This window comes from Microbacterium fluminis (genome assembly GCF_051549805.1).
GTDB lineage: Bacteria > Actinomycetota > Actinomycetes > Actinomycetales > Microbacteriaceae > Microbacterium.
On record NZ_CP196042.1, the window covers coordinates 1935567 to 1960627 of the forward strand.

Below are 25061 nucleotides of genomic sequence, written 5' to 3' on the forward strand. Positions count from 1 at the left end.
TGGGTTCTCGCGGTTAAGGAGCGGCGGGAAGGTGGGAGACTCGGGACATGGCCTCTCACGGTGTCGTGTCCCTCGGAATCGCCGGAGCGCTCGGACCGGAGGCCGCCGCGCGCATCGCCCCCGCCGCCGAGCGCGCCGGATTCCACGCACTGTGGATCAACGACACCCCCGGCGGCGACTCCCTCGCGGCGATGGAGGCGGCGGCATCCGTCACCGACTCCCTGCGACTCGGCACCGGGGTCATCGCCCTCGACCGCCGGAGCGCGAGTGAGATCGCCGCCGACGTGGCGGCGCGCGGGCTCCCCACCGACCGGCTCACGATCGGGATCGGTTCGGGGCAGACCGGCCGCGGCGCTCTCGCGCTGGTGCGGTCGGGTGCCGACGACCTGCGCGGAGCGGGACTGCGCGTCATGGTCGGCGCTCTCGGGCCGCGCATGCGCGCGGTCGCCGTGACACATGCGGCGGGCACGCTGCTCAACTGGCTCACCCCCGAGACGGCGGCCGTGCAGGCCGCGCAGCTGCGCGCCGCGTCCTCCTCGACCGCCGTCGTGCTGTACGCGCGGACGGCGATGGATGCCGCAGCCGACGAGCGTCTCGACGAGGAGACCGCGCGCTACGCGTCGTACCCGAGCTACGCCGCCAACTTCGCCCGGCTGGGGATCTCGGCGGCCGACACGGTCGTGCGCGCGCCGGGGATCGCCGCGCGGGTGGCCGCCTACCGCGCGCACGTCGACGAACTGGTTCTGCGCGCGATCACCCGCACCGACGACGTGGCGGACTACCTCCGCTTCATCGACGATGCGGCCGCGGAACTGGCGCTGCGCGCCGACGGCTGACCCGGCGACCGGGTAGCCCGAGCCGCGTGACAGACTGAGGCGATGACGACCGCCCGACTTCTCGCTCGGCTCGCGCTGGCGGCTCTGCTGCTCGTGGCGGGCGTCTCGCACCTCACGTGGGGTCGTCGCGGGTACCGCATCGTCGTGCCGGATTGGGCCACGACGCTGCTGCGCACCGACAAGGATGCGATCGTCGTGGCATCCGGCGCCGTCGAGGTCATGCTCGGCGCCGCCGTGATCGCGCTGCCGCGCGAGCGGCGCACCGTGGGCGCGGCGATCGCGGCGTTCTTCGTCGCGGTGTTCCCCGGCAACGTGCATCAGTGGCGCACGCACCGGTCCGCGCCGATGCTCGACACCGATCGGAAGCGCTTCGTGCGGCTCCTCCTGCAGCCCGTGCTCGTCGTGTGGGCGCTCTGGGCGACCCGCTGATCCTGGACGCGTGTCGGCGGGTGCTGGCAGGCTGAGGGAATGAGCCGCATCGGAGCGATCTTCACCCCGTTCTTCCCGCCCGAGCGCCTGCGCGACGCGGCGATGGCCGCCGAACGTGAGGGGATAGCGCAGCTGTGGGTCTGGGAGGACTGCTTCCGCGAGGGGTCGATCTCGGCGGCCGCCGCGATCCTCGCCTGGACGGAGCGTCTCGCCGTGGGGATCGGGGTCGCGCCCATGCCGCTGCGCAACTCCGCGCTGCTGGCGATGGAGCTCGCGACCCTCGAGCGCATGTTCCCCGGTCGCCTCGTTCCCGGCGTGGGACACGGGGTGCTCGACTGGATGGGCCAGGTCGGCGCGCGGGTCGCGTCACCCCTCACGCTCATGCGCGAGTACGTGCCCGCGCTGCGCGGGCTGCTGGCCGGCGAACAGCTCGACGTGGCGGGACGGTACGTCACCCTCGACGGGGTGCGGCTGGACTGGCCGCCTTTCGCTGCGCCCCCGGTCCTCGCCGCCGCAGAGGGGCCGAAGACGCTGCGCCTGTCGGGCGAGGTCGCCGACGGCACGATCATCCCCTCGGGGTGGACGCCGTCGCGACTGCGCACCGCGGTGCAGACGGTGCAGGAGGCGCGGGATGCCTCCGGCCGCCCCGGCGGGCACGAGATCGTCGTGTTCGTCACAGCGGGGTTCGGCGGTGCGGGGACGCTCGAACGCGTGCGGGCCGACCACGTCGCGTGGAAGGAGGAGCTCGATCCCTCGTTCGACATCGCCGGGACACCGGAGGACGTGGTCGCCGGGATCGTGCCGTTCTTCGACGCGGGCGCGACCTCGGTGATCCTGCAGCCGACGATGGACGAGCCCGACCTCTACGCGTTCCTCGCCGGCGTCGGCGAGGTGTCGCGCGTGATCGGCTGACGGCCGGCGCGCCGGTGTCTCAGCGCGCCCGCGCGCTGCGCATCGCCCTCGTGTGCGCGAGAGCGGGGTCGGCGGCCAACCGCGCGTACTCCTCGGACTCGACCGCGACCAGCGCGACCCGGCCCTCGGCGTCGTGGTTGGTGCCCCACCCCAGTCGTTTGCCGAGCGGCGACGAGCGCAGACACGGCTGACCCTTCGCGAAGAACTCCGTGCGTGCGGCCTCGCGCTCGCCGGCGGGGATGTCGTGCCGGCGAGCGTACGTCTCGAAGACCACGTCGTCGGAGGTGAACCGGTACGGATGCTGCGCCACCAGCTCGTAGTGCAGTTCGGCGACGGTGGGGCTCTCGCGCGCGATCGGCTCGGTCGCGACGGTCGCCGGGCAGTCTTCGGCGACCTCGATGAACGTGTCGGTGTAGTTCGTCGTGTGCACGCCCTCACCGTACTCCCGGCCTCCGACACGGATGTCGGCGGCCGGTGCGAGAATCCGAGCATGCTCCTGTCCGACCTCGTCCGCGTCACCGATGCCGTCGCGGCCACGTCCGCGCGCACCGCCAAGGTCTCGGCCCTCGGCGAGCTGCTGCGGGCGCTGGCTCCCGACGAGATCGTGCCCGCGGTCGGATACCTCGTCGCGACCCCCCGGCAGGGGCGGGTCGGCGTGGGGTGGCGCGCCCTGGCGAACATCGGGACCGAGCACGCCGAGATCGAGACGCTCACCGTCGCCGATGTCGACGCGGCGCTCGACGCGCTCGCCGCGGCCTCCGGGTCGGGGTCGGCGGCCGCCCGCACCGACGTCCTGCGCGAGCTCGCCGCCCGCGCCACGGCGTCCGAATGGGACTTCTTCGCGCGCGTCCTGGGCGGCGAGCTGCGCACCGGGGCGCTCGAGGGCGTGCTGCTCGATGCGATCGCCGCGGCCTCCGAGCGGCCGGCGGCATCCGTCCGTCGTGCCGCCATGCTCTCCGGCGACCTGGGCGAGACGGCGGTGATCGCGCTCACCCGCACGGTGGCCGATCTCGAGGCCGTCGGGCTGCAGGTGGGGCGCGGAGTGCTGCCGATGCTCGCCTCGACGGCGCCCACCGTCGCCGCGGCGCTCGCGAGCACCGGCACCGCATCCGTGGAGTACAAGCTCGACGGTGCCCGCGTGCAGGTGCACCGCGACGGCGACGAGGTGCGGGTCTTCACCCGTACGCTCGCCGACGTCACGCACCGCGTCCCCGAGCTCGTCGAGGCCGTGCGCGCGCTGCCGCACGAGCGGCTCATCCTCGACGGCGAGACCCTGTCGCTCGACGAAGACGGGGCGCCGCGCGCCTTCCAAGACACCATGGCGCGTTTCGGGTCGGGCATCGGCACGGCCACGGCGCGCGACGTGGTGCTGCGCCCGTGGTTCTTCGACGTCCTGCACGTCGACGGCCGCGACCTGATCGACGAGCCGCTGTCGGTGCGCCTGGCCCAACTCGACCGCGTCGTCGGCGTGCTGCGCATGCCCGGCATCGTCACCGCCGACGGCGATGCCGCCGATGCGTTCGCCGCCGAAGCGCTCGCCGCGGGGCACGAGGGCGTGATGGTCAAGGCGCTCGACGCCCCCTACGCCGCCGGCCGTCGGGGCAAGAGCTGGGTCAAGGTCAAGCCGGTGCACACGTTCGACCTGGTGGTCCTCGCCGCCGAATGGGGTTCGGGCCGTCGTCGCGGATGGCTGTCGAACCTCCACCTCGGCGCTCTCGATCCCGAGGGCGAGTTCGGCGAGCCGGGCGCGTTCGTGATGGTCGGCAAGACGTTCAAAGGCCTCACCGACGAGCTCCTGCGGTGGCAGACCGAGCGCTTCCCGCAGATCGAGACCTCCCGCAGCGCCTACGCCGTGCACCTCGAGCCGGTGACCGTCGTCGAGATCGCGATCGACGGGGTGCAGCGCTCCAGCCGCTACCCGGGAGGCATCGCGCTGCGCTTCGCCCGCGTGAAGGCCTATCGCGAAGACAAGCCGGCCACCGAGGTCGACACCATCCAGACCCTGCGCGGCCTGCTGCGCTGAACGCGGTCAGCGCGCCGTCGAGACGGTCACGGTGAACTTGGCGTTGCGCGCGACCTGCGTGGTCGGCCCCACCGCGCGCTCCAGCGCCGCCCGATACCGCAGCGGCGAGTTCCACACGGTCCACAGCCGCCCACCCGTGGCGAGCACGCGGCCCGCCTCGGCGAACAGGCGCAGAGCGACGCCGTCGTGCACGGCGGCTCCGACGTGGAACGGCGGGTTGAGAGCGATGAACTCCGCGCTGCCGTCCGCACGGGAGCCCAGGGCGTCGTCGCGCACGACCTCGACCCGATCGGCCACGCCGTTCGCGTCGGCCGTGGCCAATGCCGACGCGACCGCCGCGGCGGACTGGTCGGTCGCGACGACGCGGATGGAGGCATCCGTCATCGCCATCCACACGCCGACCACCCCGGTGCCGCACGCCAGGTCGATCACCTCGGCCGGGAGCTCCCGCGGCAGGTGCTCGAGCAGGAAGCGCGTTCCGATGTCGATCGAGGTGCCCGCGAACGCGCCGCCGTAGGCGCACACGGTGGGCAGTCCCGGATGCTGCGCCACCGACGGCCGCGGATCGGCGCCGTCGTGCGGGCCACGGGCGACGAGCACGCGGGACTTCTGCCGGGCGTGCGTGACGTCGAGTGTGGCGAAGTGCGCCCGCAGCACGTCGTTCATCGCGAGGGTCATGTGCTTCACCCGGCCGCCGGCGAACACCACGACATCGGGCGCGGCGTGCGCGGCGATCAGCCCCGCGAGGTCGCGGAGCGCGTCGAGCGAGCGAGGGAGGCGCAGCAGCACCACCCCGGCGCCCGAGACCAGCGCCGGCTCCAGCGGCATCGAGGCGAACCCTTCCACGCCGCCGAGCTGGGCGGCGTTGGCGGCGAGAGCGCGTTCACCGGTGAGGGGATCCTGGTGCACCCGTACCGCTGCGGCCCCGTCGGCGATCGCGGCGAGGGCGAGGGCGCCGTACCCGTCGCCGATCACCACCACTTCGCCGGCACCGGCGGCGGCGCGCGCGGCGGCCGACTCGTCGAGGATCAGCGTGTCGGCGGCATCCCACGCCTGCAGGTCCGGCGCCTCGAGGTCGGGGCGGCGGCGCAGCGCGTCGAAGGGGAAGTCCACCCACCGACGCTACCCGGGTTCCTCCGGCGGGAACGCCGAAGGGGGCCCCGCGGTGCGGGACCCCCTCCGTCTGACGATGCGTGCGATCAGCCGCCCTGGACGATCTTCAGCAGGGAGGGGCTGTTCTTGTACGCCTCGGCGGCGTTCTCCTTGGTGACGATCACCGGAGGCAGCAGGTACGCCGGGACGACCTTCACGCCGTTGTCGTACTGCTTCGTGTCGTTGACCTCGGGCTCCTGGCCCTGCTGCAGCGACTGGATCATCTTGATGGTCTGAGCGACCAGCAGGGTGGTGTCCTTGTTGATGGTCGAGTACTGCTCGCCGGCCATGATCGACTTCACCGACTCGGCCTCGGAGTCCTGACCGGTGACGGTGAACGTCGCCACGTTCTTGCCGGCCTGCTTCACCGAGGTGAGGATGGCGCGGGCGAGCGTGTCGTTCGGCGACAGCACGCCGTCGATGGTCGCGGAGGTGTAGTTGGCCGCGAGCAGCGAGTCCATGCGGCTCTGGGCGTTCTCGGCCTTCCAGCCCTGGGTCGCGGTCTGCGCGATCTCGGTCTGACCCGACACGACCTTCAGGGTGCCGTCGTCGATCTTCGGCTTCAGGATCGACATGGCGCCGTTGAAGAACACGGCCGAGTTGGCGTCGTCCGGCGAGCCGGAGAACAGCTCGATGTTCCACGGAGCGGCGTGGCCGCTGCGTGCCGCGAGTCCGTCGAGCAGGGCCTGACCCTGCAGCTCGCCGACCTTGAAGTTGTCGAACGCGACGTAGTAGTCGACGTTCGGCGAGTTCTCCAGCAGACGGTCGTAGGCGATGATCTTGACGCCGGCGTCGTGGGCCTGCTGCAGCTGGGTGCCCAGCTGCTTGCCGTCCTTGGCGCCGATGACGATGACCTTGGCGCCGTTGGTGATCATGGCCGAGATCTGGTTCTGCTGCTCGGCGACCGTGTTGGTGGCCGGGGCGTACTGCACGTCGGCGCTGAAACCGGCGTCCTTCAGGCCCGAGGTGAACAGGTCGCCCGCGAGCACCCAGTTCTCCGACGTCTTGTCGGGCAGCGCGATGCCGATCTTCGCGTCGGCGGCGAACCCGGAGGTGCCCCCGGATGCCGCGGTGTCGCTGCGACCTCCGCCGGACGAGCATCCGGTGAGGGCCAGGGCTGCTGCGGCGGTGAGCGCTACAGCGGTCAGAGCGATCTTCTTCATTGATCCATCACTTTCTCTTGGTGGGGAAATGGGGAGCAGGGGAGTCAGCCGCGACGGATGTCGGCGGGCTGGCTGGATTCGTTGGTGCCGCTGGGCGCGACCGTCGGCGTCTCGGGGAAGCTCTCGGTGGAGCGACGACGCCGCGACATGATCAGGCCGATGATCGACGGTCCGCCGCGGCGCTTGCTGATCACATCGACGGCGACGGCGAGGAGGAGCACGAGGCCCTTGGTGATCGCCACGGTGTCGGCGCCGGCGCCGACGAGCTGCAGGCCGTTGTTGAGGAACGCCATCACGAGTCCGCCGACGATGGAGCCGATCACGGTGCCGATGCCGCCGGAGACGGCGGCGCCGCCGATGAACACCGCGGCGATCGCATCGAGCTCCCAGCCGTTGCCGTCCTGCGGACCGGAGGCGGTGGCCCGGCCGACGTAGATCATTCCGGCGATGGCGGCCAGGACGGCCATGTTCATCATCACGAAGAAGTCGATGCGACGGTCCTTCACGCCGGACAGTGCCGCGGCCATGCGGTTGCCGCCCACGGCGTAGATGTGGCGACCGAACACCGTGTTGTTGGTGAGGAAGGAGTAGATCACCACAAGGACGAGGAGGATCACGCCCGAGACGGGGAAGCTCGTGCCCGGACGACCGGTGGCGAACAGCCAGGATGCCCACAGGATCGCGGCGCACAGCACGACCACCTTCACGCCCGACACCCACACGGGAGCCGCCTCGGCACCGATCTTGTGCTGCTGGCGGCGCAGGCGCACCTCGTTGTACACGATCCAGCCGGCGCCGATGAGGCCGAGCAGCATCGTCAGGACGTTGAAGTTGAGTGCGATCGGCAGTTCCGGGAGGTAGCCCGAGCCGATGAAACTGAACTCCTGAGGCACCGGCGTCGTCGTCGACTGGCCGATCCACTGGTTCGCCCCGCGGAAGATGAGCATTCCGGCCAGGGTCACGATGAAGGCCGGCACCCCGACGTAGGCGACCCAGAAGCCCTGCCAGGCGCCCACGAGCACGCCGACCACCAGGCCGATCGCGATCGCGAAGGGCCACGGCACGTGCCACTCGTTCATCGACTTCGCCACGATGATGCCGACGAACGCGGCGACCGAGCCGACCGACAGGTCGATGTGCCCCATGATGATGACCATCACCATGCCGATCGCGAGGATCAGGATGTAGGACTGCTGGCTGACGACGTTGATGAGGTTCTGCGACGACAGCGTCAGACCGCCGGTCCAGATCTGGAAGACGACGACGATCGCGATCAGCGACGCGAGGATGCCGAACTGGCGGGCGCCGGAGGTGCTCCCGCCGAACATCTTCCGGAGGTCCGAGAGGCCGCCGCGCTTGGGTGTGCGGGTCGTTTCGGTGGTCATGCCTGTGCCTTCTGTCGAGCCGAGGTCATGCTGCGCATGAGGTTCTCGGGGGTGGCCTGCGGGGTGGGGATGTCGTCGGTGATCTGTCCCTCGAAGATCGTGTAGATCCGATCGGTGATGCCGAGGAGCTCGGGCAGCTCGCTGGAGATGAGGATCACGCCCTTGCCCTGCGCGGCGAGGTTCTGGATGATCGCGTAGATCTCGTACTTGGCGCCGACGTCGATGCCGCGCGTGGGCTCGTCGAGGATGAGCAGGTCGGGGTCGGTGAACATCCACTTCGCCAGCACGACCTTCTGCTGGTTGCCGCCGGACAGCTTCGACACTCCCACGTTGACGTTCGGGGTCTTGATGCGCAGGCGCTTGCGATAGTCCTCGGCGACGTCGTTCTCGGCATCCCGATCGACCACTCCGCGCGGGGCGATCTTGCCGAGCTTCGCAGAGACGATCGAGCGCTTGATGGTGTCGAGGAGGTTGAGACCCAGCACCTTGCGGTCCTCGCTGACGTACGCCAGCCCGTGGTCGATGGCCGCCTCGACGTTGCGCAGCACGACCTCCTTGCCGTCCTTGAGTATGGTGCCCTCGACGTAGGTTCCGTAGGAGCGCCCGAACAGGCTCATCGCGAGCTCGGTGCGTCCGGCGCCCATCAGGCCGGCGAGGCCGACGATCTCGCCGCGGCGCACGACGAGGTTCGAGTGCTTGGCGACCAGGCGCTCGGGTACCTGCGGGTGCCGCACGGTCCAATCGCGCACCTCGAAGAACACCTCGCCGATCTGCGGCGTGCGGTCGGGGTAGCGGCTCTCGAGCGAGCGGCCGACCATCCCGCGGATGATGCGGTCCTCGTCGACGTCGCCCTGGCGCACGTCGAGGGTCTCGATCGTGCGGCCGTCGCGGATGATCGTGATCGAGTCGGAGATGCGCTCGATCTCGTTGAGCTTGTGGCTGATCATGATCGACGAGATGCCCTTGCCCTTGAGGCCGAGGATCAGGTCGAGCAGGTGCTGTGAGTCGTCCTCGTTGAGCGCCGCGGTGGGCTCGTCGAGGATGAGGAGCTTGACGTCCTTCGCGAGCGCCTTGGCGATCTCGACCAGCTGCTGCTTGCCGACGCCGATCGTCTTGATCTGGGTGTCGGGGTCGTCGCGCAGTCCCACGCGGGCCAGCAGGTCGACCGCGCGCCGTCGGGTCTCGGTCCAGTCGACCACGCCGCCGCGCTCGATCTCGTTGCCGAGGAAGATGTTCTCGGCGATCGACAGCTCGGGGATGAGCGCGAGCTCCTGGTGGATGATCGCGATGCCCGCCGCCTCGCTGGCGCGGATGTCGCGGAACTGCACGTCCTCTCCGCGGAAGCGGATGTCCCCGGTGTAGGTGCCGTACGGGTAGACCCCGGAGAGCACCTTCATCAGCGTGGACTTGCCGGCGCCGTTCTCGCCGCAGATCGCGTGGATCTCGCCGGCGCGCACCGTGATCGAGACCTGGTCGAGCGCCTTGACCCCGGGGAACTCCTTGGTGATGGAGCGCATCTCGAGGATGGGCGGCGTGGCGCTGGTTTCACTCACAGGAGGACTCCGTTGTCGGGGCGGTGCTGACGTGCGGGATGTGAACGTGTGACCGTTCACATCGAGAAATGGTGCTCCTCTCCGAGGCCGGTGTCAAATGCTCGCGGGTAACAGGATGGAAACGATCCATCCCGGCCGTCTCGGGCGAGGTGCCTCGCGGAGGTTCAGCGCCGACGGGGCGGTGCCGTCGACCCTCGGACGACGAGAGTGGTGCTGATCGAGCGGGTGCCCTCGTCCGCATCCCCGAGGAGCGCGCCGACGGCGCGTCGCCCGAGCATCTCGAAGTCCTGATGGATGGTCGACAGCGGCGGCCAGACGTGCGCAGCGATCGGGATGTCGTCGAAGCCGATGACGCTGATGTCGCCCGGCACGTCCAGGCCCGCGTCGCGGAAGGCGTGCATGAGTCCGATGGCCATCACATCGTTCGCGGCGAAGACGGCGGTCAGATCGCGACTGCGCACCAGTTCACGTCCCGCGAAGTGCCCGAAGTCCGCGGTCCAGTCGCCCGCGATGGGCGGCATCGTCGGCAGTTCGGCGTCGGAGATCGCCTCGAGGAACCCGCGCATGCGGGCATCCGCCTCGATCCAGTCCTGCGGTCCTGCGAGGTGGATGATGCTGCGGTGGCCGAGGTCGATGAGGTGCTGTGCGGCCGCCTTCGCGCCCTCGGACTGGTACGGATCGATCGATCTGACCTCCCGCGCGGCGGATTCGAGGCTGACATAGGGCACGTCGATGTCCATGCCCTCGATGACGTCGAACGTGCGCGTCTGCGGTGCGCTGACGACGATGCCCTCGACCCCCTGCCCCAGGAGCACGCGCACGCCTTCGGCGATCGCCTGGGGGGTGGCGGCGGCGATGTTCGCCGTGGTGACCTGGTACCCGCGCTCGCGCGCGGCCTCCTGGAGGGACGCGATCGCGGCGCTGGGACCGTACTCGCCCACGGTGGCCAGCAGCACGCCGAGGGTGTGACTGCGGCTGGTCACCAGCATCCGCGCCGCCCGGTTGGGCTTGTAGCGCAGCGTCTCCATCGCCCGCTCGACGCGCGCGCGGGTCTCGTCGCGGATGCTCGGGTGGTCGTTCAGCACCCGCGAGACGGTCTGATGACTGACCCCCGCCAGGCGTGCGACATCGCGGATGCTCGGCGCGCGGCCACGCGCGAGATCGGACGACACTGGGCACCTCGAAGCTGTGATGTTCACGGTCACATGCGTGACGTGGTGACCATTATGCACCCCGCCCGCGCACGCGCCAGTGTCAGCGCTTGGCGGGCACCAGGCGGATCAGCACGATGTTGCTCGACTCGTCGACCTCGGCCACCGAGGGGTGCGCCTTGATGAAGTCGGTGAAGCTCTTATGCCCCAGCGCCTTCTCGCTGAAGGACGGGTCGAGGCGCTTGATGAGGCTCTTCACGATCGACGCGTGCTGCCACTCCGCGTCGGCCTTGTCGCTCTCCAGGCGCAGCGCGCGCTCGAGCAGGTCGGCCCCGGGATCCTTGGCCTTACGGCGCGAACGGCCCGGCGCGGCATCCGGCTTCTCGGTCGTCGCCGGCACCGGCGCGGGCACGCCCGGCAGGGAGTCGTACGCCTCGAACTCGTCGCATGCGGCGGCGAGCGACTTCGCTGTGGAGCCGGCCACCCCCACGCCGATGACGTAGCGGCCCAGGCGCCTGCTGCGCTGCGCGAGCGGCACGTAGTCGGAGTCGCCCGCCACGATCACGACGTGCGTGAGGTCGGGGAGGCGGAAGAGGTCTTCGACGGTGTCGACGGCGAGCCGGATGTCGGCGCCGTTCTTCGCGTACGCCGCCGCAGGGAACAGCTGCACCAGATCGACGGCGCGCGCCACCAGCTGCGAGCGGTAGACCGCATTGACCGGCGATGACCAGTCGGCGTAGGCGCGCGTGAGCACCAGGGTGCCGAACGACGCCGCGTAGTCGATGATCGCCCCGACGTCGATCGTCGCGGCGGCGAGACGCTCGGCGATCTCGGGATCGGTGGGGTCGTCGGCGATGCGCGGACGGTCCTTCTGGTACGAGTTGCGGCCGTGCACGCGGTCGTACCAGCTCATCACGATGTTGTCGAAGTCGAGGTAGACGGCGACGCGCGCGCCCTGGGTCTCAGGCATTGTCGGTCTCCGTGGGGTAGCGGATGCCGATGGTCCGGCGCATCTCGTCGAGGGTGGCCATGATCGCGATGCTCTCGTCGATCGGCAGCAGCTCGGAATCGCGGCGCCCGTCGGCGACGATCTCCTCGGCCGCGAGCGCCTGGAACTGCATGCCCCGGCCCTCGACCTCCGAGGTGTACTCCTCGAGCACCGTCCCGTCGTGCGCGATCACCCGGAACGAGGTGGGCATGTACCAGACGGTGTCGATCTCGATGCGCGCCTCGGTGCCGAGGATGTACGCGCGGTTCGGGCCGGCGGTCCGCGAGGACGACAGCGTGGTGGAGATCGCGCCCGAGGAGTGCGTGAACGTGGAGGCGACCTCGGTGTCGACGCCGGTCTCGCCCACCAGGGCCGAGACCGACACCGCGGCCGGCGCCCCGAGGATGTCCCACGCGAACGACACCGGGTAGATGCCGAGGTCGAGCAGCGCTCCGCCGCCCAGCGCGGGATCGTTGAGGCGGTGACCGGGGTCGGTCGGGAGATGCTGGGTGTGGTCGGCGCTGAGGGAGCGGATGTCGCCGAGGGTGCCGGCGGCGACGATCTCGCGGATGCGCACCATGTGGGGCAGGTACCGCGTCCACATCGCTTCCATCGCGAGCACGCCCTGCGTCGCGGCGGCGTCGCGGATCGCGGTGGCCTCGGCCGCGTTGAGGGTGATCGGCTTCTCGATCAGCACGTGCTTCCCGTGCGCGATCATCAGCAGCGCGTTCTCGGCGTGCGCCGGGTGAGGGGTGGCGATGTAGACGATGTCCACCTCCGCGTCGGCCGCGAGCTCCTCGTACGACCCGTGTGCGCGGGGGATGTCGAAGCGGGCGGCGAACTCCTGCGCGGCTTCGAGGCGACGCGAGCCGACGGCGGCGACCTCGAGGCCCGCGGTGCGCAGATCGTTGGTGAACGCGTGGGCGATCCCGCCGGTGGCGAGGATGCCCCATCTCAGGCCGGCAGCAGAGGGTCGGGTCATGCATCGAGCGTAGCGACCGGGTGCGGGGTCGGCGACCGTGGGTAGGCTCGGCCCGTGGCATCCTCGACCGATCGATTCCGCGAGCTCCTGCGCATCCCCACCGTGTCGCACGTCGATCCGGCACTCGTGGAGTGGGCGCGGTTCGACGAGTTCACCGCGGCGCTGGAGCGGCTCTACCCCTTGACGCACGGCGTGCTCGTCCGCGAGATCGTCGCCGACCACTCCCTGCTGCTGCGGTGGACGGGCTCGGCGGCGGGCGATCCGCTCGTGCTGATGGCCCACTTCGACGTGGTCCCGGTGATCGAGTCGGAGTGGGCGCACGGGCCCTTCGACGCCGAGCTGATCGGCGAGGGCGGGGCCGCCGAGATCCACGCGCGCGGGGCGATCGACGACAAGGGCGCGCTGGTCGCGATCCTCGAGGCCGTCGAGTCGCTCGTGGCGTCCGGGTTCACGCCGCAGCGCGATGTGTACCTGTCGTTCGGACACGACGAGGAGACCGCCGGCGGGGGAGCCCGGGCGATCGTGGGACTGCTGGCCGAGCGCGGCATCCGTCCCGCCCTCGTGCTCGACGAAGGCGGGGCGGTGGTGGAGGGCGTGCTGCCGGCCGTCGCGGCGCCGACGGCGATGATCGGGGTGGCGGAGCGCGGTGTGATGACGGTGCTGCTGACCGCGCGGGAGGCGGGCGGGCACGCCTCGACCCCTCCGGCGCTGCCGGCGACGGTCCGGCTGGCCCGGGCGATCGATCGGCTCCACCGGCATCCGTTCCCGCGGCGCATCACCCCGCCGGTGCGCGCCATGCTCGCCACCGTCGCCCCGCACGCGAGCGGACCGCTGCGGTCGGTGTTCGGAAGCCTCGCGGTGACCGGTCCCGCCGTGGCTGCGGCGCTGTCGGCGCTCGGCCCCGAGACGAACGCGATCGTGCGCACCACCGCGGTCGTCACCGAGCTCTCCGGCGCGCCGGGCGAGAACGTGCTCGCCACCACGGCACGGGCCTCGGTCAACATCCGCCTCCTCACCGGCGACAGTGTCGACGGGGCGGTCGCGCACGTGCGCCGCGCGATCGCCGATCCTGGCATCGAGGTGGCCGTGCGGCACACGTCCGAGCCGTCGCCGGTCTCGCCGTGGCGGGGCGAGGCGTGGCGGAGGATCGCCGCCGCCGTGCGGGGAACGCTCGGCGGCGATGTGGTTCCCACGCCGTACCTGCAGCTGGGCGCGAGCGACAGCCGGTGGTTCACCGCGATCAGCGCGCACGTGTACCGGTTCACGCCGTTCGCGATCAGCCGGGCCGAGCGCGACGCGCTGCACGCGCACGACGAGCGCATCCGCGTCACATCGTGGCTGCGCGGCATCGACTTCTACCGCGCGCTGATCGCGGCCGGCTGAGCCGCGCCCGCCGCTGGAACGGTCGGCGGGTGCACGATAGGAGCATGTCGCTGCTCATCACCCCCGAAGAACTCGCCACCCTGATCGACGCCGACGCTCCCGTGCGCGTCCTCGACGTGCGCTGGCGGCTCGACGCGCCCGACGGCCGTGCCGCGCACGCCGAGGGCCACATTCCCACAGCGGTATACGTCGATCTCGACGACGAGCTCGCCGGTCCCGCCTCGCCGGCGGCGGGCCGTCATCCGCTGCCCTCGCGGCAGGCGCTGCAGGACGCCGCGCGCCGATGGGGCATCTCGGCCGGTGACGTCGTCGTGGTCTACGACGACGCCGGATCGGTGCCGGCATCGCGTGCCTGGTGGCTGCTGTCGTACAGCGGCGTGACCGACGTGCGCGTGCTCGACGGCGGCCTGGGCGGGTGGCGGTCGTCAGGCGGAGCGCTCGAGGAGGGCGAGGTCAGCCCGACGCCGGGCGACGTGGAGCTCACCGACCTCGACCTCGGGATCGGGATCGGGATCGACATTAACGACGCCGCCGGGTGGTCCGAGCGCGGCGTGCTGGTGGACGTGCGGGCGGCGGAGCGCTACCGCGGCGAGGTCGAGCCCATCGATCCGATCGCCGGGCACATCCCCGGGGCGGTCAACCTCGCGCTGCCCGCGTTCGTCGAGGCGGGCCGATTCCGCGACCCCGCCGCTCTGCGCGACGCCTTCACCGCGGCGGGAGCCGTCGAGGGCCGTCCGGTCGCGGCGTACTGCGGATCGGGTGTGGGCGCGACGCAGGCCGCCCTCGCGGGAGCCCTCGCCGGCATCCCGGTCGCGGTCTACCCGGGATCGTGGAGCCAATGGTCGAACACCCCCGGGCGGCCCGTCGCCACCGGCGCGACACCGTGAGCCCGCGGCATCCGTCGTCCTGACCCGGCTCACCCGCCGGCGAGCGTCTTCGCGATCCGCTGCAGCGAGACCTGTTCCGCCGTGCCCAGGCGCTGCGCGAACAGGCTGATGCGATACTCCTCGAGCAGCCAGCGAGCGTGGACGACGGATGCCGCGGCCTCCGGCGCAGGCGGAACGGTGCCGCCGGCCTCGGCGTACAGCGCCGACGCGCGCTCGAACTCGGTCAGCCGCTGCCGATCGCGGCCGGGATTGTCGGCGAGCCCCTTCACCCGCTCGATCGCCCCCTGGAGGTAGCGCGGCAGCTGCGCGAGCCGTTCCACTCCGGTGCGCGCGACGAAGCCGGGGTAGAGCAGTCCGGACAGCTGTCCCCGCACATCGTTGAGCGCGCCGAGCAGCGTGAGCGAATTCTGCCCGCGCACCGCGCGGTCGGCGTCGCGCGCGAGCGTGATGATGCGTGCCGACAGCGACACCGCGGCGAACAGCTCGTCGACGATCGCGGCCGACAGGGCCTGCCGCACCGTCTCGAACCCGGCCTTCGTGCGCACGACGCCGTCGGGCGCGGAGCGGGCGATCACCGCGTCGGCCACAGCCACCCTCGCGTCCTCGATCAAGGCCTTCGCCGAGGCGTACGGCGAAGCGGCGAGGGCGAGCTTCTCGGCCGCGGTGAGGTGATCGAGCACGTACGAGGTGGGGGAGGGGACGGTGAGCAGCAGCAGGCGGCGCACCCCGGCGCGGGTCTGCCGGGCCGCCTCCTCGGGAGTGGTCTCGATGCGCACCGCGACCGTCGCGCCTTCGTCGACGAGCGCGGGGTAGCCGCGCACGACGCCGCCGGCCACCTTGGTGTCGACCACCTCCGGCAGCTCCTCGAGCGTCCAGTCGGTGAGTCCGGAGCGGACGAGGGATGCCGCAGCCTCGGTCGCACCGGGGGTCGCCGCGGCGACGCGCCCGACCCCGGACTGCTCCACCGAGCGGCGGATCGAGCGCTCCACGGTGGTGCGGGCGCGACCGGCGAGGCGCTCCTGCAGCGCGGCGAGGTCGCGGTCGGAGCCCACCGTGCGTCCACGGTCGTCGACGGCGCGGAACGAGACCTGCAGGTGCCCCGGCACCCGTTCGCCCTCGAAATCCGCCGAGGTCACCGGCTGGTTGGCGACGCGCTGCACCAGGCGCGCGAGCGCATCGCGCAGGGTGCGCGGCGGAACGCCCGCGTGGGCCTCCGGACCTAGGCCGGCGAGGTCGTCGGCGAACGTGGCGGCCCAGTCCGCGGCGGGCACGACGTTGCGGCGGATCGCCTTCGGGAGCGCGCGCAGGAGCGCCGTGACGAGCTCGTCGCGCAGGCCGGGCACCTGCCAGTCGAAGCCGTCCGGGCGCAGCTGGGCGAGAAGGGCGAGGGGCACCACCACCGTGACGCCGTCGTCGGGCGCTCCCGGCTCGAAGCGGTAGGCGAGTGAGAGCACCTGGTCGCCCTGCGTCCACCGCGCGGGGAAATCGCGTTCGTCGCGGCGGGCGTTCTCGTCGAGGAGGTCGGCCTCGGTCAGATCGAGCAGGCGCGGCGTGCGGGCCGAGGCATCCTTCCACCAGGACTCGAACGAGCGGGCGTCGTACACGTCGCGGGGGATGCGGGCGTCGTAGAACGCGAACACGGCCTCATCGCCGACGAGGATGTCGCGCCGCCGCTCGCGCTCCTCGATCTTCTCCAGGCGCCGGCGCTGCTCGACGTTGCGGCGCAGGAAGGCGGTGAGGCGCTTGTCCAGGTGCGACGGATCCCAGTCCTCCTCGACGAGCGCATGGCGCAGGAAAAGCTCGCGCGCGAGCGCCGGGTCGAAACGGGCGAGCTGCACGCGCCGCCGCGGCACGATCTCGACCCCGAAGAGGGTGACCTTCTCGGCGGCGACAGCCGCGCCGGCATCCTTCGACCAGAGCGGGTCGCTCAGCTGCCGTTTGGCGAGGTCGCCGGCGAGCGGCTCGGCCCACGCGGGATCGATCGCGGCCACGGTGCGCGCGAACAGGCGCGACGTCTCGACGAGCTCGGCCGCCATCACCGCGTCGGGGCGCTTCTTCTTCAGCCCCGAACCGGGGAAGACCGCGAATCGCGTACCGCGGGCGCCGAGGTACTCGCCGGGCGCGGGACGACCAGCGGATGCCTTGGCCCGCGCGCGATCGTCGAGCATGCCGATCTGCGACAGCAGACCCGACAGGATCGCCTTGTGCACGGCGTCCGGGTCCGCGGTGATCGCGGCGCCGGAGCCCTCGGTCCCCGACCCGGACCGGCGGTCTCGCCGGCCGCCGAGGAGCGAGCGCAGCTGCCGGTGCACATCGACCCATTCCCGCACCCGCACGTAGTTCAGGTGCTCCGCGCGGCAGAGGCGGCGGAACGCACTCGATCCCAGCTCGGCCTGCTTCTCCTGCAGGTGGTTCCACAGGCTCAGCATGCTGAGGAAGTCGCTGGTGGGGTCGGTGAACCGCGCGTGCGCCCGGTCGGCCTCCTCGCGACGGTCCTCGGGTCGTTCGCGCACGTCCTGGATCGACATGCCCGCGACGATGGCGAGCACGGGCGGGAGCACGCCCGATGCGCGGGCCTCGACGAGCATGCGGGCGAAACGGGGATCGATCGGCAGCCGCGCGATCTCGCGCCCGCGAGCGGTGAGCGTCGGCTCCCCCTGCCCGCGCGGGGCGGTCACGGCGCCGAGCTCGATCAGCAGGTCGAGCGCGGCCTTCACCCCGCGCGAGTCCGGTGGCGTGAGGAACGGGAACGCGGCGATGTCGCCGAAGCCGAGCGACAGCATCTGGAGTATGACCGCCGCCAGGCTCGTACGGAGGATCTCCGGCTCGGTGAACTCGGGTCGTCCGTCGAAATCGGCCTCGGAGTACAGCCGGATCGCGATCCCCGGCGCGGTGCGCCCGGCGCGTCCGGAGCGCTGCTGAGCGGATGCCTGCGACACCGCCTCGATCGGCAGCTGCTGGATCTTCGTGCGCGCGCTGTACCGGGAGATGCGTGCCGTGCCGGTGTCGACGACGTACCGGATGCCGGGGACCGTGAGGCTCGTCTCGGCGACGTTCGTGGAGAGGATGACCCGGCGTCGCACGCCGGGGATCGTCGACCGCTCGAACACCCGATGCTGCTCTGCGGCGGAGAGGCGTCCGAAGAGGGGGAGCACCTCGGTGGGGGCGGCGTCCTTGGCGTAGGCGCCGCGTACCGCGTCGGCGGCATCGCGGATCTCGGCCTCGCCGGGGAGGAACACCAGCACGTCGCCCGCAGGCTCCCGGTCGAGTTCCCGCAGCGCCGCGACGATGGCGCCGACCTCGTCGTCGTCTCCGCCGCTCGCCGAACCGCTCCTGCTCGCCGAACCGCTCCCGCTCGCCGAACCTGCCGGAGCGTCGTCGTCGCTGTCGTCCTGGCCGCGATAGCGGATCTCGACCGGGAACGTGCGCCCCGAGACCTCGACGATCGGGGCCGGCCGGCCCGAAGCATCCGCGAAGTGCGTCGCGAAGCTCTCGGGGTCGATGGTCGCACTCGTGACGATCACCTTCAGGTCGGGGCGCTGCGGCAGGATCCGCGTGAGGTAGCCGATGAGGAAGTCGACGTTGAGCGAGCGCTCGTGCGCCTCGTCGATGATGATCGTGTCGTAGCGGCGGAGCAGCCGGTCGCGGTGGATCTCGTTGAGCAGGATGCCGTCGGTCATCAGCGCGATCGCGGTGTCGTCGGAGACGTTGTCGGTGAAGCGCACCTTGTAGCCGACGGTGGTGCCGAGCGGCACCTGCAGCTCCTCGGCGATGCGCTCGGCGATCGTGCGGGCGGCGATGCGTCTCGGCTGGGTGTGCGCGATGCGGGTGCGGCCGAGCTCGAGGCAGATCTTGGGCAGCTGGGTGGTCTTCCCCGACCCGGTGGCGCCGGCCACGATCACGACCTGCGAGGTCGCGATCGCACGCGCGATCTCGTCCCGCGCGGCGCTGACGGGCAGCTCTGGCGGGTAGAAGATCACGGGTTCGGGCGACGACACAGCCTTCGATCGTACTGCCGCCGACGGCCTCGTTCGCCGCCGCCGGCGTTGAATGCTCATTCGTGATCGTCCGTCGAGACATTCTCTCCAGCGCGTTGAACTTCTCGTTCACGCGACGTCCTGGTTCGGTGAGGCGCGGATGTGCTCGGATCGGTGGCGGTCGGCCTCGCCTCCAGCGCGGTGAACCTCTCGTTCACACGATCGCTCGGTTCTGTGGGTCGCCCATCCGTTCCGATGATCGTGCGGGGGATCCGTGGGTCGCGTGAGCGGGAGGTTCATCGAGCGTCTGAGTTCCCGGGTCGTGTGAGCGGGAGGTTCATTGAGCGTCTGAGTTCCCGGGTCGTGTGAGCGGGAGGTTCATTGAGCGTCTGAGTTCCCGGGTCGTGTGAGCGGGAGGTTCATTGAGCGTCTGAGTTCCCGGGTCGTGTGAGCGGGAGGTTCATCGTGCGGGTGGATCCGCGGGTCGTGTGAGCGGGAGGTTCATCGTGCGGGTGGATCCGCGGGTCGCGTGAGCGGGAGGTTCATCGTGCGGGTGGATCCGCGGGTCGCGTGACCGGGAGGTTCATCGAGCGTGCGAGTTCTCGGGTCGCGTGAGCGGGAAGTTCACTGCGCTGGAGAGAATGTCTGCGCGCCGGATTCCGTCCAAATGAGGGCGCCGAGCGGCGCCGGCTCCTCCACAACGACGTGCGGAAGACGAGGCATCCCCGAATCGTCGTCCGCTCACGACGACGGCTTCGCCGGGCAATACCGTCAACGCATGAATCCGTTCGCGGCGCTGGCCGATCCCGCTCGCCGGCGGATCGTCGACATCCTCGCGTCGGGCGAACACACCGCCGGCCAGCTCGCCGAGGTCGTGGGCGGGGAGTTCCGGATCAGCCGGACCGCGGTGTCGAAGCACCTCGGCATCCTCCGGCTGGCCGGGCTCGTCGACGCCCGCATCGACGGCCCATGGCGGTGGTACCGACTCGGCTTCCGTGGCATGGATGTGATCGAGCACGCCGTCGCAGACCTTCGCTGGAAGCTCGATCGTGCCGTCGGATGGGACGCCGAGAATCTCCAGGACTATGACCCGATCGTCAGCTGGCCTCCCGCTCCGGAACCGGCGGTCGGACGGCCTCGGACTCCCGGCCGACGCGGGCGGCAGACGGAGGCGCCCCGCGCCGCCGATCCCGATGCGGGACTGTTTCCGCCGATGCTCCTGCCTCCGTGAGTCCTCCTAGGCTGGAAGCATGACCATTCCCACGGTGCCGCTCAATGACGGCCACTCGATTCCCCAGCTCGGCTACGGCGTCTTCAAGGTGCCCGCGGAGGATGCCGAACGCGCCGTCAGCGAGGCGCTCGAGGTCGGCTACCGCCACATCGACACCGCCGCGATCTACGGGAACGAAGAGGGTGTGGGTGCGGCGATCGCCGCCAGCGGCATCGCCCGCGACGACCTGTACGTCACCACCAAGCTGTGGAACGACCGGCACGACGGCGACGAGCCCGACCGCGCGATCGAGGAGAGCCTCGGCAAGCTCGGGCTCGACCACGTCGACCTCTACCTCGTGCACTGGCCGACGCCGGCCCGCGACAACTATGTGCACGCGTGGGAGAAGCTGGTCGGGATCCGCGACCGCGGGCTCACCCGCTCGGCCGGCGTGTCGAACTTCCTCGTGCCGCACCTCGACCGCATCGTCGCCGAGACCGGGGTCACCCCCGCGGTGAATCAGATCGAGCTGCACCCGGCCCATCAGCGCCGCGACATCACGACGTGGGCTGCGGAGCACGACGTGCGCATCGAGTCGTGGGGTCCGCTGGGGCAGGGCAAGTACGACCTCTTCGGCCTGCCGGCCGTCGCCGACGCGGCCGAGGCGCACGGCAAGACCCCCGCGCAGGCGGTCCTGCGCTGGCACCTGCAGAAGGGCTTCGTGGTGTTCCCCAAGTCGGTGCGGCGCGAGCGGCTGGAGGAGAACATCCAGGTGTTCGACTTCGCGCTGACGGACGCCGAGATGGCGGCCATCGACGCCCTCGACCCGCTCGACGGCTCGGGCCGCGTGGGCAGTCACCCCGACGACGTCAACTGACCCGACGACGTCACCCGACCGCGCCTTCGGCGGGCGCCCGACCCGGAGCTCAGACCCAGGTCTGGAACCAGTTGTGCGCCCGCCAGAAGTCGTACGGCACGGGCATCGCGGTGAGTATCGGATACCAGAACGCCGACAGGGTCAGCGCGAACGCGAGGAAGACCCACACCACGCGTTGACCGCTCTTGCGCCGCTCCGCCGTCGCGGTCGCCGCCCCCGCGATGTCGCGGAGCGCGAACGCGAGGGCCAGCACCATGAACGGCAGGATCGCGATCGTGTAGAACTCGAAGATCGTGCGCTCGGGGTAGAGCAGCCACGGCACGTAGGTCGCGACGACCCCCGTCAGCACCACCGCGTGCCGCCAGTCGCGGCGCACCACGAGCCGCACGACGAGGTACAGCACCGCCGCGACCCCGGCCCACCAGATCAGCGGATTCGGCATGCTGTACACGTTCTGCACGCACCCGTTCACGACTCCGCAGCCCGCCTCGCCGAAGTTGTCCTGGTGGTAGTACATCGACGTCGGACGCACGAGGAAGGGCCACTGCCACGCCGGGCTCGCATACCCGTGCGGAGAGGTCAGACCGACGTGGAAGCCGTACATCGCCTGGTGGTACGCCCACAGGTTCTGCAGGGGCAGGGGCACCCACGACCAGAATCCGGTCGCCGGCGACGCGTCCATCGCATGCCGGTCGTAGCCGCCCTCCGAGGTCAGCCACCCCGTCCACGACGCGAGGTAGACGACGAAGGCGATCGGGACGAGCAGCACGAACGACACGAGTCCCTGGCGGAACGCGGCATCCGTCGGCCAGAACGTCACCCCGACGCGGCGACGGGCCAGGGCGTCGGACACCACGACGTACACCCCGATCGCGGCGATCGCATAGAGCCCCGACCACTTCACGGCCGTCGCCGCGCCGAGGGCGGCGCCGGCGGCGATCAGCCACGGCCGATTCCAGTACACCGGCCCGAGCGACACGGCGCCCGATCCTTCGGCGCGCGCGGCGACGGCGGCAGTGAGCCGCGCGGTGTGACGCCGGCGGTCGAGGACCACGAACCAGAACGCGAGCAGCACGAAGAAGGCGAGGAAGACATCGAGCAGGGCGACACGGCTCAGCACGATCGCGAGGCCGTCGACCGCCATCAGAGTGCCGGCGACCGTCGCGAAGGGCAGCGACCCGGTCAGCGACTTGGCCACCAGGTAGACCACGAGGACCAGCGCCGTGCCGAAGACCGCCGTCGCGAAGCGCCAGCCGGCCGAGTCCGCGGCTCCGAACAGCGCCATCCCGGCGCCGATCAGGTACTTGCCCAGCGGCGGATGCACCACGAAGCTGCCGATGGTGGTGAAGATGTCCGGCTCTCCGGCCACGAACCGGGCATCGGCGCCGTCCGGCCACGTGGCCGGGTACCCGAGGTTCCACTGACTCAAGGAGTCCTTGACGTAGTAGGTCTCGTCGAACACCAGCGCGTGCGGATGCCCGAGATTGACCAGGCGCAGGATGCCGGCGACCACCGTGATCACGGTCGGCACCAGCCACCTCAGCAGACGCTGCCGCTGCGCGTCGCCGGCGAGGCGCAGCATCCACCGGTCGTACACCGACAGCCGCGACGGCAGCGGCGGGGGGCCGGGGATGAGCGGCTCGGCGGTCGTCGTCACGACGACCAGCCTAAGGTCGGTGTCAGACTGGGACGATGCTGATCCTCGCCGCCACCCCGATCGGCAATCTCGGCGACGCGTCGGCGCGATTGATCGAGATGCTCGAGACCGTCGAGGTCGTCGCGTCCGAGGACACCCGCACCACCCAGAGACTGCTCGCCGCCCTCGGGGTGGCCAACCGTCCGCGGCTCATCGCCCTCCACGACCACAACGAGAAGCAGGTCGCCGCGGAGCTCGCCGCCCTCGCCGCCGAGCGCGACCTGCTCGTCGTCAGCGACGCCGGCATGCCCACCGTCAGCGATCCGGGCTACGGCCTCGTCGCCGCCGCGGTCGCCGCGGGCGTAGCCGTGACGGCTATCCCCGGTCCGAGTGCGGTCGTCACGGCGCTCGCCGTCTCGGGGCTGCCGACCGACCGCTTCACGTTCGAGGGATTCGTCGCCCGCAAGCCCGGCGAGCGGGCGTCGTCGCTGCGCGCCCTGGCCGCCGAGCCGCGCACCATGGTGTTCTTCGAGGCGCCCACACGCGTGGCGGCGACCCTCACCGACATGGCGGTCGCCTTCGGAGCCGACCGCCGCGCCGCCGTGTGCCGCGAGCTCACCAAGCTCTACGAGGAGGTCGCCCGCGGCGGCCTCGGCGAACTCGCCACGTGGGCGGAGGCGGGAGTGCGCGGCGAGGTCGTCATCGTCGTCGAGGGCGCGGCTCCGCGCACGGTCGAGTTCCCCGACGCGGTCACCCAGGTGCTCGAGCTGGTGCGCACGGGGGTGCGACTGAAGGATGCCTCGTCCGAGGTGTCCGCGCACACAGGGCACTCCTCGCGCGAGCTGTACCAGGCCGCGCTCGCCGTCCGCGGCTGACGCACGCGCGGCGGCGGCGCCGTCACAGCGGGGAGCCGCAGCATCCCGCCGATCTAGAATCGTGAAGTGACTTCCGGCTCCTTCTACATCACGACGCCGATCTACTACCCGAGCGACGTACCCCACATCGGCCACGGCTACACCACCGTGGCCGTCGACGCGCTCGCGCGCTGGCACCGGCAGTCCGGCGACGACACCTGGATGCTCACCGGCACCGACGAGCACGGCCAGAAGATGATGCGCGCCGCCGCCGCCAACGGGGCGACCCCGCAGGAGTGGGTCGACAAGCTCGTGAGCGAGTCGTGGTTCCCGCTGCTGACGACGCTCGACGTGGCCAACGACGACTTCATCCGCACCAGCCAGCCGCGGCACGAGGAACGCGTCAAGCAGTTCGTGCAGGCGCTCTACGACCGCGGCTACATCTACGCCGGGGAGTTCGAGGCGCTGTACTGCGTCGGCTGCGAGGAGTTCAAGACCGAGGCGGAGATCGTCGAGGGCACCGGTCCGTTCGAGGGCCTCAAGGTGTGCGCGATCCACTCGATCCCGCTCGAGCTGCTGCAGGAGAAGAATTACTTCTTCAAGCTCAGCGAGTTCCAGGACCGGCTCCTCGAGCTCTACAAGACCGTGCCCGATTTCGTCCGTCCCGACTCGGCGCGCAACGAGGTGGTCTCGTTCGTGAAGAACGGGCTGAAGGACCTGTCGATCTCGCGGTCGACGTTCGACTGGGGCATCCAGGTGCCGTGGGACGAGTCCCACGTCATCTACGTGTGGGTCGACGCCCTGCTGAACTACGCCACCGCCGTGGGCTACGGCGCCGACCCGGAGGAGTTCGCGCGCCGGTGGCCCGCGTACCACGTGGTCGGCAAGGACATCCTGCGCTTCCACGCCGTCATCTGGCCCGCCATGCTCATGGCCGCCGGCGTCGAGGTGCCCCGCGGCGTCTTCGCGCACGGCTGGCTGCTGGTCGGCGGCGAGAAGATGTCCAAGTCGAAGCTCACCGGCATCGCACCCACCGAGATCACCGACGTCTTCGGCTCCGACGCGTACCGCTTTTACTTCCTGTCGGCGATCGCGTTCGGGCAGGACGGCTCGTTCTCGTGGGAGGACCTCTCGGCCCGCTACCAGGCCGAGCTCGCCAACGGCTTCGGCAACCTCGCCTCGCGCACCGTCGCGATGATCGAGCGCTACTTCGAAGGGATCGTGCCGCCGCCGGGGGAGTACTCCGCCGGCGACCTCGCGATCCATCAGACGGTGGCGGATGCCGCGACCTCCGCCGACGCGGCGATCGAGCGGTTCCGCATCGACGAGGCGATCTCGTCGATCTGGACGATCGTCGACGCGCTCAACGCCTACATCACCGACAACGAGCCGTGGGCGCTCGCGAAGGACGACGCGCAGCGCTCGCGGCTGGGCGCCGTGCTGTACACGGCGGCCGACGGCCTGCGTGCGCTCGCGGTGCTGCTGTCGCCGGTGATGCCGGTCGCGACCGAGAAGCTGTGGGTCGCGCTCGGCGCCGCCGAGACGCTCGGCCGCCTGCAGGATCAGCCGCTGCGCGGCGCCGGCGCATGGGGCGCACTCCGCCCGGGCACGTCGGTCAACGGCCTCGCGCCGCTGTTCCCGCGCGTCGAGCAGTCCGCCTGAC

20 protein-coding genes are annotated in these 25061 nt (G+C 71.0%); 10 read left to right on the forward strand and 10 right to left on the reverse strand.

Annotated elements, in window-relative coordinates; translation table 11 throughout:
• Positions 1-47 precede the first annotated feature (47 nt).
• The 3 genes from ACSJDX_RS09380 to ACSJDX_RS09390 are packed head-to-tail and all read left to right on the forward strand — an operon-like array spanning position 48 to position 2177.
• On the forward strand, positions 48-836 hold the full coding sequence (locus ACSJDX_RS09380; protein ID WP_438352420.1) for an LLM class flavin-dependent oxidoreductase: 789 nt from the start codon (positions 48-50) through the stop codon (positions 834-836).
• Between the two features lie 42 nt (positions 837-878).
• Positions 879-1265 (forward strand): DoxX family protein, encoded by a 387-nt coding sequence (locus ACSJDX_RS09385; RefSeq protein ID WP_438352421.1) that lies wholly within the window; start codon positions 879-881, stop codon positions 1263-1265.
• A 39-nt stretch (positions 1266-1304) separates the two neighbouring features.
• Positions 1305-2177, forward strand: coding sequence for an LLM class flavin-dependent oxidoreductase (locus tag ACSJDX_RS09390; RefSeq protein ID WP_438352422.1), 873 nt, complete (start codon positions 1305-1307; stop codon positions 2175-2177).
• Between the two features lie 19 nt (positions 2178-2196).
• Here the strand turns inward: ACSJDX_RS09390 and ACSJDX_RS09395 are convergent, their stop codons facing one another.
• Entirely contained in the window at positions 2197-2607 is a 411-nt protein-coding gene (locus ACSJDX_RS09395) for a DUF6157 family protein (RefSeq protein WP_438352423.1), read from the reverse strand.
• A 60-nt stretch (positions 2608-2667) separates the two neighbouring features.
• Between ACSJDX_RS09395 and ACSJDX_RS09400 the strand changes: the two genes are divergently transcribed.
• Positions 2668-4200 (forward strand): ATP-dependent DNA ligase, encoded by a 1533-nt coding sequence (locus ACSJDX_RS09400; RefSeq protein ID WP_438352424.1) that lies wholly within the window; start codon positions 2668-2670, stop codon positions 4198-4200.
• Between the two features lie 6 nt (positions 4201-4206).
• Here ACSJDX_RS09400 and ACSJDX_RS09405 read toward each other — a convergent pair whose 3' ends face one another.
• The 7 genes from ACSJDX_RS09405 to ACSJDX_RS09435 form a co-directional block, all read right to left on the reverse strand.
• Positions 4207-5313 carry a class I SAM-dependent methyltransferase gene (locus tag ACSJDX_RS09405; RefSeq protein WP_438352425.1) on the reverse strand — a complete coding sequence of 369 codons (1107 nt, stop codon included), beginning with the start codon at positions 5311-5313 and terminating at the stop codon, positions 4207-4209.
• Positions 5314-5399: 86 nt separating this feature from the next.
• Positions 5400-6515: a substrate-binding domain-containing protein gene (locus ACSJDX_RS09410; RefSeq protein WP_438352426.1), complete on the reverse strand. Its 1116-nt coding sequence runs from the start codon at positions 6513-6515 to the stop codon at positions 5400-5402.
• A 44-nt stretch (positions 6516-6559) separates the two neighbouring features.
• Complete coding sequence (mmsB, locus tag ACSJDX_RS09415) at positions 6560-7900, reverse strand: multiple monosaccharide ABC transporter permease (RefSeq protein WP_438352427.1); 1341 nt, start codon at positions 7898-7900, stop codon at positions 6560-6562.
• Positions 7897-9417 (reverse strand): multiple monosaccharide ABC transporter ATP-binding protein, encoded by a 1521-nt coding sequence (gene mmsA, locus ACSJDX_RS09420; protein ID WP_438354963.1) that lies wholly within the window; start codon positions 9415-9417, stop codon positions 7897-7899. The genes mmsB and mmsA overlap by 4 nt, the downstream gene beginning before the upstream one ends.
• A gap of 200 nt (positions 9418-9617) precedes the next feature.
• Positions 9618-10625: a LacI family DNA-binding transcriptional regulator gene (locus ACSJDX_RS09425; protein WP_438352428.1), complete on the reverse strand. Its 1008-nt coding sequence runs from the start codon at positions 10623-10625 to the stop codon at positions 9618-9620.
• Between the two features lie 82 nt (positions 10626-10707).
• On the reverse strand, positions 10708-11574 hold the full coding sequence (locus tag ACSJDX_RS09430) for an NYN domain-containing protein (RefSeq protein ID WP_438352429.1): 867 nt from the start codon (positions 11572-11574) through the stop codon (positions 10708-10710).
• On the reverse strand, positions 11567-12574 hold the full coding sequence (locus tag ACSJDX_RS09435; protein ID WP_438352430.1) for a Gfo/Idh/MocA family protein: 1008 nt from the start codon (positions 12572-12574) through the stop codon (positions 11567-11569). Before ACSJDX_RS09435 ends, ACSJDX_RS09430 begins: the two co-directional genes overlap by 8 nt.
• Before the next feature lie 54 nt (positions 12575-12628).
• On the opposite strand from ACSJDX_RS09435, the gene ACSJDX_RS09440 reads away from it, so the two are divergent.
• Together ACSJDX_RS09440 and ACSJDX_RS09445 are read left to right on the forward strand one after the other, a co-directional pair.
• Complete coding sequence (locus ACSJDX_RS09440; protein WP_438352431.1) at positions 12629-13957, forward strand: M20/M25/M40 family metallo-hydrolase; 1329 nt, start codon at positions 12629-12631, stop codon at positions 13955-13957.
• 44 nt (positions 13958-14001) lie between these two features.
• Positions 14002-14844 carry a sulfurtransferase gene (locus ACSJDX_RS09445; RefSeq protein ID WP_438352432.1) on the forward strand — a complete coding sequence of 281 codons (843 nt, stop codon included), beginning with the start codon at positions 14002-14004 and terminating at the stop codon, positions 14842-14844.
• Between the two features lie 29 nt (positions 14845-14873).
• Here the strand turns inward: ACSJDX_RS09445 and hrpA are convergent, their stop codons facing one another.
• Positions 14874-18842, reverse strand: coding sequence for an ATP-dependent RNA helicase HrpA (gene hrpA, locus ACSJDX_RS09450; protein ID WP_438352433.1), 3969 nt, complete (start codon positions 18840-18842; stop codon positions 14874-14876).
• A 757-nt stretch (positions 18843-19599) separates the two neighbouring features.
• Here hrpA and ACSJDX_RS09455 point away from each other — a divergent pair.
• Together ACSJDX_RS09455 and ACSJDX_RS09460 are read left to right on the forward strand one after the other, a co-directional pair.
• Positions 19600-20052 carry an ArsR/SmtB family transcription factor gene (locus tag ACSJDX_RS09455; RefSeq protein WP_438352434.1) on the forward strand — a complete coding sequence of 151 codons (453 nt, stop codon included), beginning with the start codon at positions 19600-19602 and terminating at the stop codon, positions 20050-20052.
• A gap of 19 nt (positions 20053-20071) precedes the next feature.
• Entirely contained in the window at positions 20072-20908 is an 837-nt protein-coding gene (locus ACSJDX_RS09460; RefSeq protein ID WP_438352435.1) for an aldo/keto reductase, read from the forward strand.
• A gap of 49 nt (positions 20909-20957) precedes the next feature.
• On the opposite strand, the gene ACSJDX_RS09465 is transcribed toward ACSJDX_RS09460, so the two are convergent.
• Positions 20958-22565 carry a dolichyl-phosphate-mannose--protein mannosyltransferase gene (locus tag ACSJDX_RS09465; protein ID WP_438352436.1) on the reverse strand — a complete coding sequence of 536 codons (1608 nt, stop codon included), beginning with the start codon at positions 22563-22565 and terminating at the stop codon, positions 20958-20960.
• Positions 22566-22600: 35 nt separating this feature from the next.
• Here ACSJDX_RS09465 and rsmI point away from each other — a divergent pair, with 35 nt between their 5' ends.
• Both rsmI and metG read left to right on the forward strand, forming a co-directional pair.
• On the forward strand, positions 22601-23419 hold the full coding sequence (gene rsmI / locus ACSJDX_RS09470; protein ID WP_438352437.1) for a 16S rRNA (cytidine(1402)-2'-O)-methyltransferase: 819 nt from the start codon (positions 22601-22603) through the stop codon (positions 23417-23419).
• Positions 23420-23485: 66 nt separating this feature from the next.
• Positions 23486-25060, forward strand: coding sequence for a methionine--tRNA ligase (gene metG / locus ACSJDX_RS09475; RefSeq protein ID WP_438352438.1), 1575 nt, complete (start codon positions 23486-23488; stop codon positions 25058-25060).
• Position 25061: the final 1 nt, after the last annotated feature.

Bases quoted from the DNA above. Each gene is read 5' to 3' on its own strand.
- ACSJDX_RS09380 (WP_438352420.1), top strand. From the start codon at position 48: ATGGCCTCTCACGGTGTCGTGTCCCTCGGAATCGCCGGAGCGCTCGGA.
- ACSJDX_RS09385 (WP_438352421.1), top strand. From the start codon at position 879: ATGACGACCGCCCGACTTCTCGCTCGGCTCGCGCTGGCGGCTCTGCTG.
- ACSJDX_RS09390 (WP_438352422.1), top strand. From the start codon at position 1,305: ATGAGCCGCATCGGAGCGATCTTCACCCCGTTCTTCCCGCCCGAGCGC.
- ACSJDX_RS09400 (WP_438352424.1), top strand. From the start codon at position 2,668: ATGCTCCTGTCCGACCTCGTCCGCGTCACCGATGCCGTCGCGGCCACG.
- ACSJDX_RS09410 (WP_438352426.1), bottom strand. From the start codon at position 6,515: ATGAAGAAGATCGCTCTGACCGCTGTAGCGCTCACCGCCGCAGCAGCC.
- mmsB (WP_438352427.1), bottom strand. From the start codon at position 7,900: ATGACCACCGAAACGACCCGCACACCCAAGCGCGGCGGCCTCTCGGAC.
- mmsA (WP_438354963.1), bottom strand. From the start codon at position 9,417: ATGCGCTCCATCACCAAGGAGTTCCCCGGGGTCAAGGCGCTCGACCAG.
- ACSJDX_RS09430 (WP_438352429.1), bottom strand. From the start codon at position 11,574: ATGCCTGAGACCCAGGGCGCGCGCGTCGCCGTCTACCTCGACTTCGAC.
- ACSJDX_RS09435 (WP_438352430.1), bottom strand. From the start codon at position 12,574: ATGACCCGACCCTCTGCTGCCGGCCTGAGATGGGGCATCCTCGCCACC.
- ACSJDX_RS09445 (WP_438352432.1), top strand. From the start codon at position 14,002: ATGTCGCTGCTCATCACCCCCGAAGAACTCGCCACCCTGATCGACGCC.
- ACSJDX_RS09455 (WP_438352434.1), top strand. From the start codon at position 19,600: ATGAATCCGTTCGCGGCGCTGGCCGATCCCGCTCGCCGGCGGATCGTC.
- ACSJDX_RS09460 (WP_438352435.1), top strand. From the start codon at position 20,072: ATGACCATTCCCACGGTGCCGCTCAATGACGGCCACTCGATTCCCCAG.
- rsmI (WP_438352437.1), top strand. From the start codon at position 22,601: ATGCTGATCCTCGCCGCCACCCCGATCGGCAATCTCGGCGACGCGTCG.